Raw genomic sequence first — 14,575 nt, 5'->3', positions numbered from 1 at the left:
GTGCTGCGACGGCTCATGGGCCGGCGCAGGTGTCGCAGGGTGCATGGCTCCTACTCCTTGCTCTCTCAGGACGCGACACCGTCGTGTGGCGGTTGCAGCCGCCCTCCCGGGCCCGCAGGGCTATGCGGGCCCGGGCCTGACGAGTCGCGGATGACCAATTCGGTCTGAAGCGTTACCAGTGCGGTGGTGCGACGGTCGTCGCCATGCTGAAGCAGCATGTCGACAGCCGCTCGGCCGGCAGCCGCCGTAGGGGTGGCCACCGTCGTCAGGGTGGGTCTGGTCCGCCTGCTCAGCGCCGTGTCGTCGATGCCGACGATGCTGATCTGGTCGGGAACCTTGACCCCGTGATGGTCGAGGGCGTCGATGAGGCCCACCGCCATCAGGTCGTTGTAGGCGAGCACCGCGGTCACACCGGCCTGCAGCACCGCGTCGAGCTGAGCGGCACCGCCGTCCTCGGTGGGCGGGTTGGGCCCGAAGATGGTGAGCTCCGCGCCGAGGGAGCGGGCCGCGAGCGTCGCCGACTTGCGGATCTCCCGGTTGGTCCAGGAGCCGCGCGGGCCGCCGAGCAGGGCGATGTCGTGGTGGCCGAGGGCGACGAGGTGCTCGACCGCGAGCCGCGCGCCCTGTCCGACGTCCATCACCACGGCCGGCAGGCCCGGCACCGGGCGGTTGACGATCACGAGTGGCACATCGCGGGACAACTTCTCGATCTGGGCGTTGCTCATCCGCGGGCTGCAGAGCAGGATCCCGTCGACCTGCTTCGCCAGCGCCAGGACGAGCTCCTCCTCGACGCTCGCGTCCTCGTTCGTGTCCGCCACGAAGACGTGGTAGTCCCGACCTCGGGCGTGGCTCTCCGCCGCCTTGATCAGCGGCGGGAAGAACGGGTTGGCGATGTCGGCGACGATCAGGCCGATGTTGTGCGTCCGGCCGGTGATGAGCGCCCGTGCCGCCCGGTTGGGCCGGTAGCCCAGCTCCTCGGCCGCGGCCAGCACTCGATGCCGCGTCTCTGCGTTCACCTGGTGCGGCGCGCTGAACGTACGCGACACCGTCGACACATGCACGCCGGTGACACGGGCGACGTCGCGGATGGTGACCGGCACGTGGCGCTCCTTCTTGCTGGTGGAAGGCCTTGCGGCCCAGGTTTGGCAGCAACAGTGGCGGCCATCACGTAGTGACCCATTAATGCAAACGGTTGCTCCGATGTCAACGGATGTTATTTCGACAGTGCTTCGAAACGGGGTCCTGAGTGTTTATCCAGCAGGACGAATATGGAAATAACCGACACTTTTGTTTCCGGCATTGACGCAATCGATGCACGATGGTTAGTTCTACTGCAAACGTTTGTAGTCCGTGGGGAGCACAAGTTGACCAGGTACGCGATCGTCGGCACGGGTGCCCGCGCCCAGATGTTCGCCCGTTCGCTGCACGCATACGGCGAGCTGGTGGCGCTGGCCGACATCAACCCGGCCCGGGTCGCCGCGCAGCAGCGCCGCCTGCTCGCCGACGGAGCACCGAGGGCCGCCGAATACCACCCCGACCAGCTGGACGTGATGCTGGCGAAGGAGCGGGTCGACACCCTCATCGTCTGCACCGTCGACGCCACCCACGACGCGTTCATCGTCGGCGGTCTCGAAGCCGGCTGTGCCGTGGTGACGGAGAAGCCGATGACCACGGATGCGGCGAAATGCCGCCGGATCCTCGACGCGGCCCGGCGGACCGGGGGTGACGTGACCGTCGCCTTCAACTACCGCTTCCACCCCGTGCACGAACAGGTCCGGGAGTTGCTGGCGAGCGGTGCGATCGGCGAGGTCTCGTCGGTGCACTTCGAGTGGCTGCTCGACGTGCGGCACGGTGCGGACTACTTCCGGCGCTGGCACCGCGACAAGGCGAGCTCCGGCGGGCTGCTGGTGCACAAGGCGACCCACCACTTCGACCTGGTCAACTGGTGGCTGGGGAGCACTCCCGAGCGGGTCACCGCCGAGGGCCGGTTGTTCTTCTACGGCGATTCCGGCGCGCGCCACGGTTTCGCCCGCGATTACGCCCGGGCCCACGGCGCGCCCGATGCGGTCGGCGACCCCTTCGCCCTGCACCTCAAGGACAACCCGGCCCTCGCCGAGCTCTACCTCGACGCCGAGGAGCACGACGGCTACCACCGCGACGTCAACGTCTTCGCGCCCGGCGTGACGATCGAGGACGACATGGCGGTGCTGGCCCGGTACGCGTCCGGCGCCACGATGTCCTACCACCTCACCGCCTTCGCGCCCTGGGAGGGCTATCGGGTCGCCGTCAACGGCAGCCTGGGCCGCCTGGAGCTCGATGTCGTCGAGTCCGATCACGTCGCGCCGGGGGTGGCGGGCGCGGTCAAGGGCCACACCGCCGCGCTGCACGGCGTCGAGGCGGCTGCCGAGTCCGGCGGTGTCTCGCTCCGGCTGCGCCGCTTCTGGCAGCAGCCGACGGAGGTGGTCGTGCCCGCCTATGACCGCGAAGGTCACGGCGGCGCCGACATCCGGATGACCGGGGTGCTCTTCGGCGGGCACGCCGACCCGCTGGCCAGGTCCGCGACGGTGCTCGATGGCGCGCGCTCGCTGCTGACCGGGCTCGCGGCCAACGAGTCGATCGCGACCGGCCGGATGGTGCCGGTGCGCGAACTACTGGACCTCGCTGAATGGGAGCGTTGACGATGACGATTGACGTGCGGTCACCTCGGCAGGAGACAGCCGGCGGCAGTGACGACGATGTGCTGCTGCCGGTCGAGCCGAGGGTGCGCGAGATCGCCCGCGAGCTCTACGGTCACGCTCGCGACCTGCCCCTGATCAGCCCGCACGGGCACATCGACCCGGGCATCCTCGCCGACGACGAACCCTTCGGTGATCCGGCGCGGCTCTTCGTCGTGCCCGACCACTACGTGACCCGGATGCTGCTGAGCCAGGGGATCAGCCCGGACGCGCTCGGCGTACCCCGCGTCGACGGCGGCCCGGTGCAGTCCGACCCCCGGGTGATCTGGCGTACCCTCGCCTCGCACTGGCACCTCTTCCGCGGCACGCCGTCGAAGCTATGGCTGGAGCGGACCTTCACCGGCGTCTTCGACGTGCACACGCCGCTGCGTCCGGAGACCGCCGACGAGATCTACGACGCGCTCAGCGCCCGCCTCGCCGAGCCGGAGTTCCGGCCCCGGGCGCTGTTCGCCCGGTTCAACCTCGAGGTGCTCGCCACGACCGAGTCGGCGCTCGACCCGCTGACCAGGCACGCGAAGCTCGCCGCCGACGGCTGGGGCGGTCCGGGCGGCCGGGTGATCACCACGTTCCGGCCGGACGACATGGTCGACCTGGAGTGGGCCGGCTGGCCCGACCGGGTGCGCGCGCTCGGCGCGATGACCGGCTGCGACACGGACACCCTGTCGGGGTTCCTCGACGCGCTGCGGCTGCGCCGGCTCGACTTCATCGCCGCGGGCGCGACCAGCTCCGACCACGGCCACCCGACGGCCCGGGCGGCGAGCGTCGACGACGCCGCGTCGATCTTCACCCGGGGTTTGCGCGGCGAGGCGGTGACCGCGGCCGAGGCCGAGGCGTTCCGGGGCCACATGCTCGTGGAGTTCGCCCGGATGTCCACCGAGGACGGCCTGGTGATGCAGCTGCACCCCGGCGCGGTCCGCAACCACAACACGTGGCTGCACAGCACCCACGGCCGGGACGTCGGCGGCGACATCCCGGAGGCGACGGAGTACACGAGGGCGCTGCGGCCGCTGCTCGACGAGTTCGGGCATGATCCCCGGTTCCGGATGGTCGTCTACACGCTCGACGAGCAGAACTTCAGCCGGGAGCTGGCGCCGCTGGCGGGTGGCTACCCGTCGGTCTTCGTCGGCGCGCCGTGGTGGTTCCTCGATGCTCCGGAGGCGCTGCGCCGCTGGCGGGAGGCGGTCACCGAGACGGCGGGCTTCTACAACACGGCCGGCTTCGTCGACGACACCCGCGCATACTGCTCGATCCCCGTCCGGCACGACGTGGCCCGCCGCATCGACGCCGGATTCCTCGCCCGGCTCGTCGCCGAGCACCGGCTCAGCCTGGACGAGGCCGGCGAGACGATCGCCGATCTCGCCTACCACCTCCCCAAGAAGATCTTCAAAGTAGGGTGACCATGAAAATCATCGACGTCCGCGTCCACGACGTGCGCTACCCGACCGCCGCGTCCGGGGACGGCTCCGACGCGATCAACCGGGGCGACTACTCGGCGGCCTACGTGGAGCTGCACACCGACGAGGGCATCACCGGCACCGGCTTCACCTTCACCAACGGCCGGGGCAACGAGATCGCCTGCGCCGCGATCGAGGCGCTCAGCCACCACGTGCGGGGCCGCACGCTCGCGGAGCTCTTCGCGGAGCCGGTCGAGTTCTGGCGGTCGCTCAGCGCCGACGTGCAGCTGCGGTGGCTCGGCCCGGAGAAGGGCGTCATCCACATGGCGACCGGCGCGATCGTCAACGCCGTCTGGGACCTCCGCGCCAAGGCCGAGGGCAAGCCGATGTGGCAGCTCCTGGCGGAGATGCCGGCCGAGGAGCTGGTGCGCAGCATCGACTTCCATCACATCGGCGACGCGCTCACGCCCGCCGAGGCGTTGAAGATCCTGGAACCCGACGAGGGGTACGCCGACCGCCTGGCCCTGCTCCGCCGCGACGGTTTCCCGAGCTACACGACCTCGGTGGGCTGGCTCGGTTACCCCGACGAGCAGGTGCGGGAGCTGACGCGGGCCGCCTACGCGCAGGGGTGGCGGGCGATGAAGATGAAGGTCGGCGGCCCGATCGACGACGACCTGCGCCGGGCCCGGCTGATCCGCGCGGAGATCGGTCCCGACGCGCTGCTGATGATGGACGCCAACCAGGTCTGGGATGTCGACGAGGCGATCGCCAACATGGCGGTGCTCGCCGAGGTCGACCCCTACTGGATCGAGGAGCCGACCCACGCCGACGACGTGCTCGGCCACGCCGCGATCGCCCGCGCCGTCGCCCCGATCCGGGTCGCCACGGGTGAGGTCGCCGCCAACCGGGTCATCTTCAAGCAGCTCATGCAGGCCGACGCGATTCAGGTGTGCCAGGTCGACGCGTGCCGGGTCGGCGGTGTCAACGAGGTGCTGTCGATCCTGCTGCTGGCGGCGAAGTTCGGCGTACCGGTCTGCCCGCACGCGGGTGGCGTCGGCCTCTGCGAGTACGTCCAGCACCTGTCGATCTTCGACTTCCTGCGCGTGGGCCGGTCGCTCGACGGCCGGATGGTGGAGTATGTCGACCACCTGCACGAGCACTTCGAGGACCCGATCACCGTGGTCGAGGGCCGCTACCGGCTGCCCGAGCAGCCCGGCTACTCGGTGACGATGAAGGCGGCGTCGATCGAGGAGTTCTCCTTCCCCGACGGTGCGGCATGGCGGTGAAGCAGTTGCGCCTCGACCGCACCGCACTGTCGAGCCTGCCGTCCGAGTGCCGCCCCGCGATCGACCCGGCGGACCTGCGTACCGGCATGGTCCATCTGGGTGTGGGTGCCTTTCACCGCGCGCACCAGGCGGTCTTCACCGAGGCGGCGATCGCGGCGAGCGGCGGCGACTGGGGGACCGTCGGGGTCGCGCCGAGCTCGCGGAGCGTGGTCGACGCGCTCGCGGCGCAGGACAACCTCTTCAGCGTGGTCACGCTCGGCGGTGCCGACGGCGAGCGGGCGAGGGTGGTCGCGGCGCTGACCGGCACCGCGCACGCCGCGTCGGATCCGGCGGCCGTGACGGCGCTCATCGCCGATCCGGCGGTCCGGATCATCTCGCTCACCGTCACCGAGAAGGCCTACCGGCCCGGAGCCGCTCTGCTGCGCCTGCTGCTGACCGGTCTCGCCGCCCGCGCCGCTGCGGACGCGGGCCCGATCACGCTGCTGAGCTGCGACAACCTTCCGGCCAACGGCCGAGCGCTGCGCGCTGCGTTGATCGGCGAACTCGCGACGACCGAGCAGTCCAGCCTCGCCGAGTGGTTCGAGCAGCAGGTGAGCTGCCCGTCGAGCATGGTCGACCGGATCGTGCCGGCGAGCACCGTCGCCACGCTCAGCTCGGCCCGGCGGATCCTCGGTACGGCGGATCTCGCGGCGGTCGCGGCCGAACCGTTCCGCCAATGGGTGATCGAGGACGACTTCGCCGCCGGACGCCCCGACTGGGCCGCCGCCGGTGCCACCTTCACCAGCGATGTCACCGACTGGGAGCACCTCAAGCTGCGCGGGCTCAACGGCGTGCACAGCGCGCTGGCCTACCTCGGCGCGCTCGCCGGGCGGGAGACGATCGCCGAGGCGCTCGACCTGCCCGGCATGCGATCGCTGCTGCGCAGCTATGTCTCCGGTGAGGTGGCGGCCTCCCTCGCCCCGCCCGACGGCGTGAGCGTCGTCGATTACGGCGACACCGTGCTGGAGCGCTTCGCCAACCCGCAGCTCGGGCACCGGACCTGGCAGGTCGCGATGGACGGCAGCCAGAAGCTGCCCCAGCGGGTGGTCTCGGTGGTCGACGCCGACGGCGTGGAACCGCAGCTCGGGACGCTGATCCTCGCCGCCTGGGCGCAGTTCGCCCTCGGCCGCTCCGACGACGGCGGCGAGCTGCCGCTCGACGACCCGCGGGCGGCGGAGATCCGGGCCGATCCGACGACCGCCGCGCTCTTCGGCCCCGGCGGCATCCTGCCGCTCGCCGATCCGGCGCACCTCGTCGCCGTGCAGCGCTGGCGCGACGAACTCGCGAGCCACGGCGCCGCCGAGGTGGTGCGGCGATGCCTCTGACACCGCCCGCGCGCCCGGTCCGGGTGGCACTGATCGGAGCCAACGGGCACGGGATGCGCCATCGGGAGCAGCTCGCGGAGCTGACCGAGCGGGGCATCGCCGAACTGGTGGCACTCGCCGACACCGCGCCCGTCGTCGACGCCCCCGACGGCGTACCGGTCTTCGCCGATCTCGCCGCGCTGCTCAGCGAGATCAAGCCCGATGTCGTCATCGTCTGCACGCCGCCGCACACGCACCTCGCGCTCGCGAGCGCGGCGCTGCGATCCGGCGCCGACGTGCTGCTGGAGAAGCCGCCCGTGCTCGACCTCGACGAGCACCACGCGCTCGTCGCGGTGCAGGAGGAGACGGGCCGGGTGGTCCAGGTCGGATTCCAGGCGCTCGCCTCACCCGCGCTCGGCCGCCTGCGCGAGGCGGTCGCGGCGGGTGCGGTCGGCACCCCGAGGGGCGTCTCCGTGCTCGGGGCGTGGCAGCGCGACGACGACTACTGGCGACGGTCGAGCTGGTCGGGCCGGCGGTCGGTCGCCGGTCGGCCGTCGCTCGACGGTGCCCTCGCCAACCCGTTCGCGCACGCCCTGATGCAGGCGCTCGCCGTGCTGGACCAGCAGCCGGTCGAGGTCGAGGTGGCCTGGTGCCGGGTACGCGACATCGAGGTCGAGGACACCGCGACGCTGCGGGTCACGCTCTCCGGCGGCGCCCTGGTGCTGATCGCGGTGACCCTCGTCTCGGAGTCCTTCGTCGACGGCGAGCTGGTGGTCCACGGCAGCGCGGGCCGCGCGGAACTCGCCTTCCGCGAGGACCTGCTCCGGCTGCCGGGGGAGGCCGAGCTGACCACCGTCGAGGGCCGGGTCACCCTGCTGGAGAACCTGATCGATCACCGGGCCGGTGCCGCGGAGCTGCTCTCGCCGCTGGCCCGGACGGCGGGCTTCACCGACGTGATCGCCCGGCTGCGGCAGGCACCGATGCCCGTCGAGGTGGAGCCGAACGCATACGACGTCGACGGCGGCACCCGAACCCTGCGCGGTGTCAACGACGCGCTGCGGCGATGCGCCGATGAATTCGCGCTCCTCACCGAGATTGGCACGCCGTGGATTGCAACCCCCGGGAGTGGTCCTGCAATTCCGCCGCCCTGACGAATGCCGTCTGAATAGATAGTCGCTGCGCTCCGGTCCTGCTGGCCCGGAGCGGCCAGAAGTGCACTCGAATGGCTGCAACAAAGCTGCACATTCATGACATTGACTTTGGGTAAGCGCTTTCCATAAATTCACGATGACGTAACACATCGGAATCGCGGAGAGTGCTGGATGAGAAAGTCATTGATAGGCGTTGTCCCATTGGTCGCCGCGCTGTTCGCGATCGGTGGAGCGGTCCCGGCGCAGGCCGGGGCAGCCCGCCACGGGGCGGACGAGGTCACCTGGCTGGCCAGGCAGGTGGCGCACCAGCCGCTGGCGGCATCGGACGGCTGGGCCGCCTCGGGCATCGGCACCGCCGGCGGGTCGGCCGCCGACGAGGCGCACACCTTCGTGGTCCGCGACCGGGCCGCCCTCGCGGCGGCGCTGCTCGGCAGCGACCCGAAGATCGTCTATGTCGCCGGTGAGATCGACGGGTTCACGAGCGCGGCGGGTGCACCGCTCACCTGCGCCGACCTCGCCGACCCCGCCTACAACCTCACCGACTACCTCGCCGCCTATGACCCCGCCGTCTGGGGCCGGGCAACCGACCCGAGCGGGCCGATCGAGCAGGCACGGGTGCGCTCCGTCGCCGCCCAGCGGGCGCTGATGGAGCTCAAGGTCGGCTCCAACACGACGATCGTCGGCCTGCGCGGCGCGAAGCTGCGGCACATCACCCTGATGATCGACGGCGCCACGAGCGTCATCGTCCGCAACCTGACCTTCACCGACGCCGCCGACTGCTTCCCCCGCTGGCGGCCCACCGACGGCGCCGAGGGCAACTGGAACTCGGAGTACGACCTCGTCTCGGTCCGCCGCTCGACCAACGTCTGGGTGGACCACAACACCTTCTCCGACGAGGGCAACCCCGACTCCACCCAGCCGGTCTACTTCGGACGGCCGTGGCAGGTGCACGACGGCGCGCTCGACATCACCCACACCTCGGACCTCGTCACCGTCTCGGCGAACGTCTTCACCAACCACGACAAGACGATGCTGATCGGATCGAGCGACACGGTCGGACCCGACGTCGGCAAGCTGCGGGTGACGCTGCGCCACAACGTCTTCGACGAGGTCGGCCAGCGGGCGCCGCGGGTGCGGTTCGGCCAGGTCGACGTCTACAACAACTACTTCCGCGTCGGCGGCCCGACCTACGACTACAGCGTCGGCATCGGCATCCAGTCGGCCGTCTACCTGGAGAACAACTACGTCGCGCTCAACGACGGGATCACCGCCGACAAGGTGCTCAAGGACTGGAAGGGCACCAGGCTCACCGAGCTCGGCACCTGGGTCCGGCCCGAGTCGGGGCGCCCGGCGGCGGTGAGCCTGCTGGCGGCGTACAACGCGACTCATGATCTTGATTTTGGCGGTGATGCGGGCTGGACGCCCGCGCTGCGCGCCTATCCGCCGCTGCCCGCACTGACCGTGCCCGTCGTGACGCTGCTCTCCGGCGCCGGTCGATTGATCCCCGCCTGGTAGGCGGCACAGTGCCCCGCGGCCGGTGGGCGCCCGCCGGTGTGCGCCCAGCACCGGGCCACCGGGCCGCGGACCAATTAATGAGGAGGTTCAACGATGAACAACCGCTCAGAACTCCCACTCGGACGGCATCGAAACCGAAAGCTCAGCCTGATCGCGGCCGCTGGGGCCGGATTGATGGCGGTGATCGTCGCCGCCGGGATGATCCCCTTCGGCGGCACCGCCTATGCCGCCTCCCTCTTCACCGACGACTTCAACGACGGCAACGCCGACGGCTGGTCCAAGTCGGGTGGCAGCTGGGCCGTCGCGGTCGACGGCGGCCAGGTCTACCAGCAGACCAGCACCGGTGCCGACGCCAAGGCGCAGGCGGGCCAGGCGACCTGGACCGACTACACGGTGCAGGCCCGGATCAAGCCGCTCGCCTACAACGGGGCCAACCGCTCCGTCGCGGTCCTCGGCCGGTTGCAGAGCACGACGAGCTACTACTACCTCGCGCTGCGCTCCACCGGCGTACTGGAGCTCGGCAAGCGGGTCGGCGGCGGGTTCACCAGCCTGGCGTCGGCACCCACCGGCACCGGAACCGGTGTCTGGCGGACGGTGACGCTACGGCTCGCCGGAGGCACGCTCAGCGGTTCCGTCGACGGGCAGCAGCTCGTCAGCGCGAACGACAGCTCCTTCAGCGCCGGCAAGATCGGCCTGTCGACCTACTACGCCGGTGCGTCGTTCGACGACGTGACGGTGACCGACAACGCGCCGCCGCCGTCGCCGTCGGCCTCCGGTTCGGCGTCGGTTCCGCCATCGCCGTCCAGCTCACCGCTGCCGCCCGGCACCTGCAACACCTCGGGCTCGCCGACCGGCTTCGCCGCCGTCAACGCCTGGGGCCGCAACGGCACCACCGGCGGCGCGGGCGGACCGACGATCGAGGTGGACACGGCCGCCGAGTTCCTCGCGGCGATCGGGCAGTCCGGGCCGCTCAACATCTGCGTACGCGGCACGATCACGCTCCCCGCCACGCCGCAGATGCACCAGGTCACCTCGAACAAGTCGATCATCGGAATCGGCGCGACGGCGCTCATCACCGGCGGCGGCCTCAACATCGGCATCCCGATCTCGGACGCGATCACCTCGCCACCGGCGGACGCGGTCAACAACGTCATCATCCGCAACCTGTCGTTCCGCAACGCGACCGACGACTCGATCAACGTGCAGATGTTCTCGCACCACATCTGGCTCGACCACCTCGACATGGCGCTCGGCTATGACGGGCTGATCGACATCAAGCGCGGCTCGTCCTACGTCACCGTCTCGTGGGTGCACACGCACAACCACAGCAAGAACATGCTGCTCGGCCGCGACGACGCCGATGACGTGCAGGACACCAACCGGTTGAAGGTCAGCTACCACCACAACTGGTTCGACCAGACCCCGCAGCGCAACCCGCGGGTCCGCTACGGGGAGCCGGTGCACATCTACAACAACTACTACTTCCACAACACCGATGTCGGCGTCGCCTGCCAGACCTATGCGGGCTGCATGGTCGAGGGCAACTACTTCGAGAGCGTGGAAGAACCGATCTCCAACAGCTACGCCGGGCCCGCCGGCCGGTGCGTGGCGCGCAACAACATCTACACCGGCAACGAGCCCGGCCAGCCGGACTGCTCCGGCACCGTCCAGGAGCCGAGCCTGTACTACTCCTACACCCTCGACGACCCCGCATCGATCAAGGCCCTGGTGTCGGCGGGCGCCGGTGTAGGCAAGATCTGACCGGCAACCACCTGCTAGCCCCAAGATCGCCGCAACTCTTGAAGAGTTGCGGCGATCTTGGCTGGTGCGGTCACGCGGGGGCCACGTCCTCGAATGTCGCGGTGAAGGAACCGCTCCAACTGGTGCCGGGCTCGATCACCCGGACCTGCTCGAAGGCCCAGGCTGCGCAGACGCCGGGGTAGATGCCGGTACGCACGAACCAGCGCTCGGCACCCGTCATCGTCACCGTGTAGTCGGGGGCGGCCCACTCCACGGCATCCTCGGCGCAGCCGTTGACCTCCTCCTCGCCGACGAGCTCGCCGGCGGTCACGCGTACCCCCCGGATGGGCGCGAAGCGCAGGAAGCAGCCGCCGTAGCCGGCGCCGTCGGGACGGCCGTTCGTGGCGGGGCTGCCCAGGGTGACCCGCTCGGACGCCGCCAGGTCCCAGCTCAGGTCGAGCCGCCAGGCGCTCTCGCCCACCAGGGTCGCGACCAGCTCGCGCCGCTCGTGCAGCAGCACCCCGCCGTCGTGACCGCGCCACGCCAACCGCTGCACCAGCCGGTCGTCGGCGACGGAGTCGAATCCCTCATGCGTGATCCGGCCGTGGTCGTCGAGCCACGTATAGCCCTGACCGCGGACATAGGTCCTGCCGCCCCAGAGGTTGTTGCCGTTGACGTCCTGCATCGCGAGCGACAGCCCCAGGTGCCACAGATGGTCCTCGGGCAGCGTGTCCGTCACGACGACCCCGCTCAGCGTCCGCACCGGATGCAGATAGGGCCTCGGCGACAGCGTGGCGTCGAGGTCGGGCTCGATCACGTAGTCGGCGACGGTCACGCCGCCCACCTTCAGATTCATGAGTTGCTCCCGGGGCTAGGCTCGGCCGCATGAACTCCAGTGGCGGCTCGGACGGCGCTGTCGACAAGGTGCTCTCGGTGCTGGACGGACTCGCGGACCACGAGCGGCTCGCCGAGATCACGGCGGCGACCGGGCTGCCGAAGTCGACCGTGCACCGCATTCTGCAGTCGCTGGTGGCGCGAGGCTATGCCACGACCGACGGCGAGGGCGGCTATCTGCCCGGTCCCCGGGTGCTGGCGCTGGCGGGCCGGGTGATGGGACGGCTCGACCCGGCCAAGGCCGCCCGCCCGGCGCTCACGGCGCTGCGGGACCGCACCGGTTTCACCGTCCACCTGGGGTTGCGCTCGGGCGACGAGGTCGTCTACGCCGACAAGCTCGCCGCCGACCGGCCCTACGAGATGCGGTCCCGGGTCGGGCAGAGCCTGCACCTGCACTCCACCGCGATCGGCAAGGCGATCCTCGCCGCGCTGCCGGAGGAGCAGGTGCGTGCCATCTGCGCCCGGACCGGCCTGCCCCGCCTCGCGTCCCGGACGATCACCGATCTCGGCGCGCTGCTGCGGGTGCTCGCCGAGGTGCGGGAACGCGGCTACGCCGTCGACGACGAGGAGAACGAGCCCGGCCTGCGCTGCGTCGCGGCCGTGGTGACCGGGGGACAGGGCGAGGTCGTCGGCGCGGTGAGCGTCTCGGCGCTGGCGCTGGAGCTCGGTCCGGAGGCGATCCCCGGTGTGGGCGCGCAGGCGGTCGCGGCAGCGGTCGAGATCTCTGCGGCGCTGGGCGGCCACGCCTGACCTCCGGCAGCTGAGCGCGCCCTGCGGCCCGTCACGGCCCGCGGTCCGCGGTGTGTCACGGCCCGCGGTCCGCGGCGTGTCACGTTTTGCAGCAAAGCGTGGCCATTTCGCCGCGCGAGGCCACGCTTTGCTGCAAAACGTGACACCGGCAGCGCTGGTGCGGACGCTCTCAGACCGTGGCATGGCCGGAGAGGTGGGCTCGGGACTCGGCGAGCGACGCGACGTGGCCCGTACCGCCGCGGCCGCCGAGGGCCAGCGACGCGGCCGCCGTGCCGAGCCGCACCGCCCCGAGCAGGTCGTCACCGAGTGCCAGTCGGGCGGTGAGCGTCCCGGCGAAGCTGTCACCGGCGCCGGTCGCGTCCACTATGTGCGGGGCCGGTACGACGGGCAGCTCGGTGAGGTGGCCGCGCTCGGAGACGGCGACGCCGCGATGGCCCTGGGTGACGACGGCGATCGGTGTGCCGCGCTCGTGCACCGCCCGTGCCGCCTCGACGGCGCTCGTGCAGCCGAAGAGCGCGGCGGTGTCGCTCGGTGCCGACGGCAGTGCCACCGTGAGGTCGGGTGCGAGCTGCGTGAACGCGGCGCTCGCGGCCTCGGCCGTGGTGAGCCGGGCCCGGAAGTTGGGGTCGTAGACGACGTGCCCGCCCGATTCGCGGACGACCCGGGCCGCCCGGCGGACGGCGAGCAGGCACGACTCGGAGAGCGCGGCGGTGATCCCGCTGAAGAGGACCGCTCGGGTGTCGCCGAGCCCGGCAGCATCCACATCCGCCGGTGTCAGCCGGGTCGCGGCACTCCCCGCGCGCAGGTAGGCGAAGGCCCTCGTCCCGTCGGGATCGGCGCCGAGCACGTAGGCACCGGACTGGCCGGACTCGCGCAGCACCAGGTCGGTGGAGACGCCGTGAACCGACAGGTACGCCACCAGCCGGTCCGACAGCTCATCGGAGCCGAGGCGGGTGAGGAGTGCCGTGCGGGCCCCGGCAGCGGCCGCCGCGACCGCGGCGTTGAGCGCGTCCCCGGCGAACCCGAGGGTGAAGGCGGTGGCCGCGCTCAACGGCTCGTCCGCGACGAACTCGATCAGCGGCTCGCCGATCACGACGACGTCATAGCGCACGCCACACCTCCGGCAGCCGGTCGAGGTCGCTGCCGACGCCGACGGCGATCGCACCTGCGGCGAGCCAGGCGGGCACGCTGTCGAGGGTGATCCCGCCGGTCGGCATCACCGCGCTGCCGCTCGGGAGCACGGCGATCAGCGACTTGAGGTAGGCGGGCCCGACGGTGCTCGCCGGGAAGAGCTTGGCGATGCCGCGCGATGCCGCCGAGGCGATCTCGCCGGGTGTGAAGCCGCCCTCGCAGAGGGGAAGGCCGTGCTCATCGGCGAAGCCGCGGACCTGCGGCACCGGCCAGGGGCTGACCAGGAAGTGGGCCCCGGCGTGGAGCGCTTCCTGGGCGATGCCGGTCGAGGTCACGGTGCCGAGGCCGATGACGGCGTGCGGATAGTCGGCGTGCAGGCGCAGCAGCGTCTCCGCCCAGTCGGGCGTGTTGGCGGTCAGCTCGATGACCGGCAGGCCCGCGTCGAGCAGCGTGCGTGCAGCGGGCTCGGCGGTGTCCGGGGTGGAGCGTCGGATCACCGGGACGACACGAGCCTGGGCGAGGATTTCTGTCAATCGTTCCATCACACGGAACGATAGTCCGCTCAAAGGAACGGCGCAACGGTGAAGCCCGAGGTGGGAAGCGCCTGTCCCGCTTCAAATGCCAACATTGCGCTCA

Annotated in this window: 12 protein-coding genes; 8 read left to right on the top strand and 4 right to left on the bottom strand. The window is 71.0% G+C overall.

Annotation, left to right across the window (positions count from 1 at the left end):
- Positions 1 to 65: 65 nt before the first annotated feature.
- Positions 66 to 1,100, bottom strand: coding sequence for a LacI family DNA-binding transcriptional regulator (locus F4553_RS18230; RefSeq protein WP_184837613.1), 1,035 nt, complete (start codon positions 1,098 to 1,100; stop codon positions 66 to 68).
- A 264-nt stretch (positions 1,101 to 1,364) separates the two neighbouring features.
- On the opposite strand from F4553_RS18230, the gene F4553_RS18225 reads away from it, so the two are divergent.
- From F4553_RS18225 to F4553_RS18195, 7 genes are all read left to right on the top strand, one after another.
- Positions 1,365 to 2,678, top strand: a complete 1,314-nt coding sequence (locus tag F4553_RS18225) for a Gfo/Idh/MocA family protein (protein WP_281395021.1) — start codon at positions 1,365 to 1,367, stop codon at positions 2,676 to 2,678.
- A 2-nt stretch (positions 2,679 to 2,680) separates the two neighbouring features.
- Positions 2,681 to 4,132, top strand: coding sequence for a glucuronate isomerase (gene uxaC, locus F4553_RS18220; RefSeq protein ID WP_184837609.1), 1,452 nt, complete (start codon positions 2,681 to 2,683; stop codon positions 4,130 to 4,132).
- A 2-nt stretch (positions 4,133 to 4,134) separates the two neighbouring features.
- The gene (locus F4553_RS18215; RefSeq protein ID WP_184837607.1) at positions 4,135 to 5,415 is read left to right on the top strand and encodes an enolase C-terminal domain-like protein; all 1,281 of its coding nucleotides are present in this window, start codon (positions 4,135 to 4,137) and stop codon (positions 5,413 to 5,415) included.
- Positions 5,406 to 6,779: a mannitol dehydrogenase family protein gene (locus tag F4553_RS18210; RefSeq protein WP_184837605.1), complete on the top strand. Its 1,374-nt coding sequence runs from the start codon at positions 5,406 to 5,408 to the stop codon at positions 6,777 to 6,779. Before F4553_RS18215 ends, F4553_RS18210 begins: the two co-directional genes overlap by 10 nt.
- A complete protein-coding gene (locus F4553_RS18205) occupies positions 6,770 to 7,909 on the top strand; it encodes a Gfo/Idh/MocA family protein (protein ID WP_184837603.1) in 1,140 nt (379 codons plus the stop codon). The genes F4553_RS18210 and F4553_RS18205 overlap by 10 nt, the downstream gene beginning before the upstream one ends.
- A 171-nt stretch (positions 7,910 to 8,080) precedes the next feature.
- Positions 8,081 to 9,424: a pectate lyase family protein gene (locus F4553_RS18200; protein ID WP_184837602.1), complete on the top strand. Its 1,344-nt coding sequence runs from the start codon at positions 8,081 to 8,083 to the stop codon at positions 9,422 to 9,424.
- Positions 9,425 to 9,517: 93 nt separating this feature from the next.
- Positions 9,518 to 11,185: a pectate lyase family protein gene (locus tag F4553_RS18195; RefSeq protein WP_184837600.1), complete on the top strand. Its 1,668-nt coding sequence runs from the start codon at positions 9,518 to 9,520 to the stop codon at positions 11,183 to 11,185.
- 70 nt (positions 11,186 to 11,255) lie between these two features.
- On the opposite strand, the gene F4553_RS18190 is transcribed toward F4553_RS18195, so the two are convergent.
- On the bottom strand, positions 11,256 to 12,020 hold the full coding sequence (locus tag F4553_RS18190) for a DUF6807 domain-containing protein (protein ID WP_184837598.1): 765 nt from the start codon (positions 12,018 to 12,020) through the stop codon (positions 11,256 to 11,258).
- Between the two features lie 29 nt (positions 12,021 to 12,049).
- Here F4553_RS18190 and F4553_RS18185 point away from each other — a divergent pair, with 29 nt between their 5' ends.
- Positions 12,050 to 12,808 carry an IclR family transcriptional regulator gene (locus F4553_RS18185; RefSeq protein WP_184837596.1) on the top strand — a complete coding sequence of 253 codons (759 nt, stop codon included), beginning with the start codon at positions 12,050 to 12,052 and terminating at the stop codon, positions 12,806 to 12,808.
- Between the two features lie 169 nt (positions 12,809 to 12,977).
- Here F4553_RS18185 and F4553_RS18180 read toward each other — a convergent pair whose 3' ends face one another.
- A complete protein-coding gene (locus F4553_RS18180; protein ID WP_184837594.1) occupies positions 12,978 to 13,919 on the bottom strand; it encodes a sugar kinase in 942 nt (313 codons plus the stop codon).
- Positions 13,909 to 14,481, bottom strand: coding sequence for a bifunctional 4-hydroxy-2-oxoglutarate aldolase/2-dehydro-3-deoxy-phosphogluconate aldolase (locus F4553_RS18175; protein WP_184837592.1), 573 nt, complete (start codon positions 14,479 to 14,481; stop codon positions 13,909 to 13,911). The genes F4553_RS18180 and F4553_RS18175 overlap by 11 nt, the downstream gene beginning before the upstream one ends.
- Between the last annotated feature and the right edge of the window lie 94 nt (positions 14,482 to 14,575).

It is taken from the genome of Allocatelliglobosispora scoriae, assembly GCF_014204945.1.
In the GTDB taxonomy this organism is placed as follows: domain Bacteria; phylum Actinomycetota; class Actinomycetes; order Mycobacteriales; family Micromonosporaceae; genus Allocatelliglobosispora; species Allocatelliglobosispora scoriae.
The sequence above is the reverse complement of the archived record's forward strand: the minus strand, read 5'-3'. Positions and strand labels throughout refer to the sequence as shown.

What these genes read in the sequence shown, in the direction of transcription:
- uxaC (WP_184837609.1), top strand. Translation starts at nt 2,681, where the DNA reads ATGACGATTGACGTGCGGTCACCTCGGCAGGAGACAGCCGGCGGCAGT.
- F4553_RS18215 (WP_184837607.1), top strand. Translation starts at nt 4,135, where the DNA reads ATGAAAATCATCGACGTCCGCGTCCACGACGTGCGCTACCCGACCGCC.
- F4553_RS18210 (WP_184837605.1), top strand. Translation starts at nt 5,406, where the DNA reads ATGGCGGTGAAGCAGTTGCGCCTCGACCGCACCGCACTGTCGAGCCTG.
- F4553_RS18205 (WP_184837603.1), top strand. Translation starts at nt 6,770, where the DNA reads ATGCCTCTGACACCGCCCGCGCGCCCGGTCCGGGTGGCACTGATCGGA.
- F4553_RS18200 (WP_184837602.1), top strand. Translation starts at nt 8,081, where the DNA reads ATGAGAAAGTCATTGATAGGCGTTGTCCCATTGGTCGCCGCGCTGTTC.
- F4553_RS18195 (WP_184837600.1), top strand. Translation starts at nt 9,518, where the DNA reads ATGAACAACCGCTCAGAACTCCCACTCGGACGGCATCGAAACCGAAAG.
- F4553_RS18190 (WP_184837598.1), bottom strand. Translation starts at nt 12,020, where the DNA reads ATGAATCTGAAGGTGGGCGGCGTGACCGTCGCCGACTACGTGATCGAG.
- F4553_RS18185 (WP_184837596.1), top strand. Translation starts at nt 12,050, where the DNA reads ATGAACTCCAGTGGCGGCTCGGACGGCGCTGTCGACAAGGTGCTCTCG.
- F4553_RS18175 (WP_184837592.1), bottom strand. Translation starts at nt 14,481, where the DNA reads ATGGAACGATTGACAGAAATCCTCGCCCAGGCTCGTGTCGTCCCGGTG.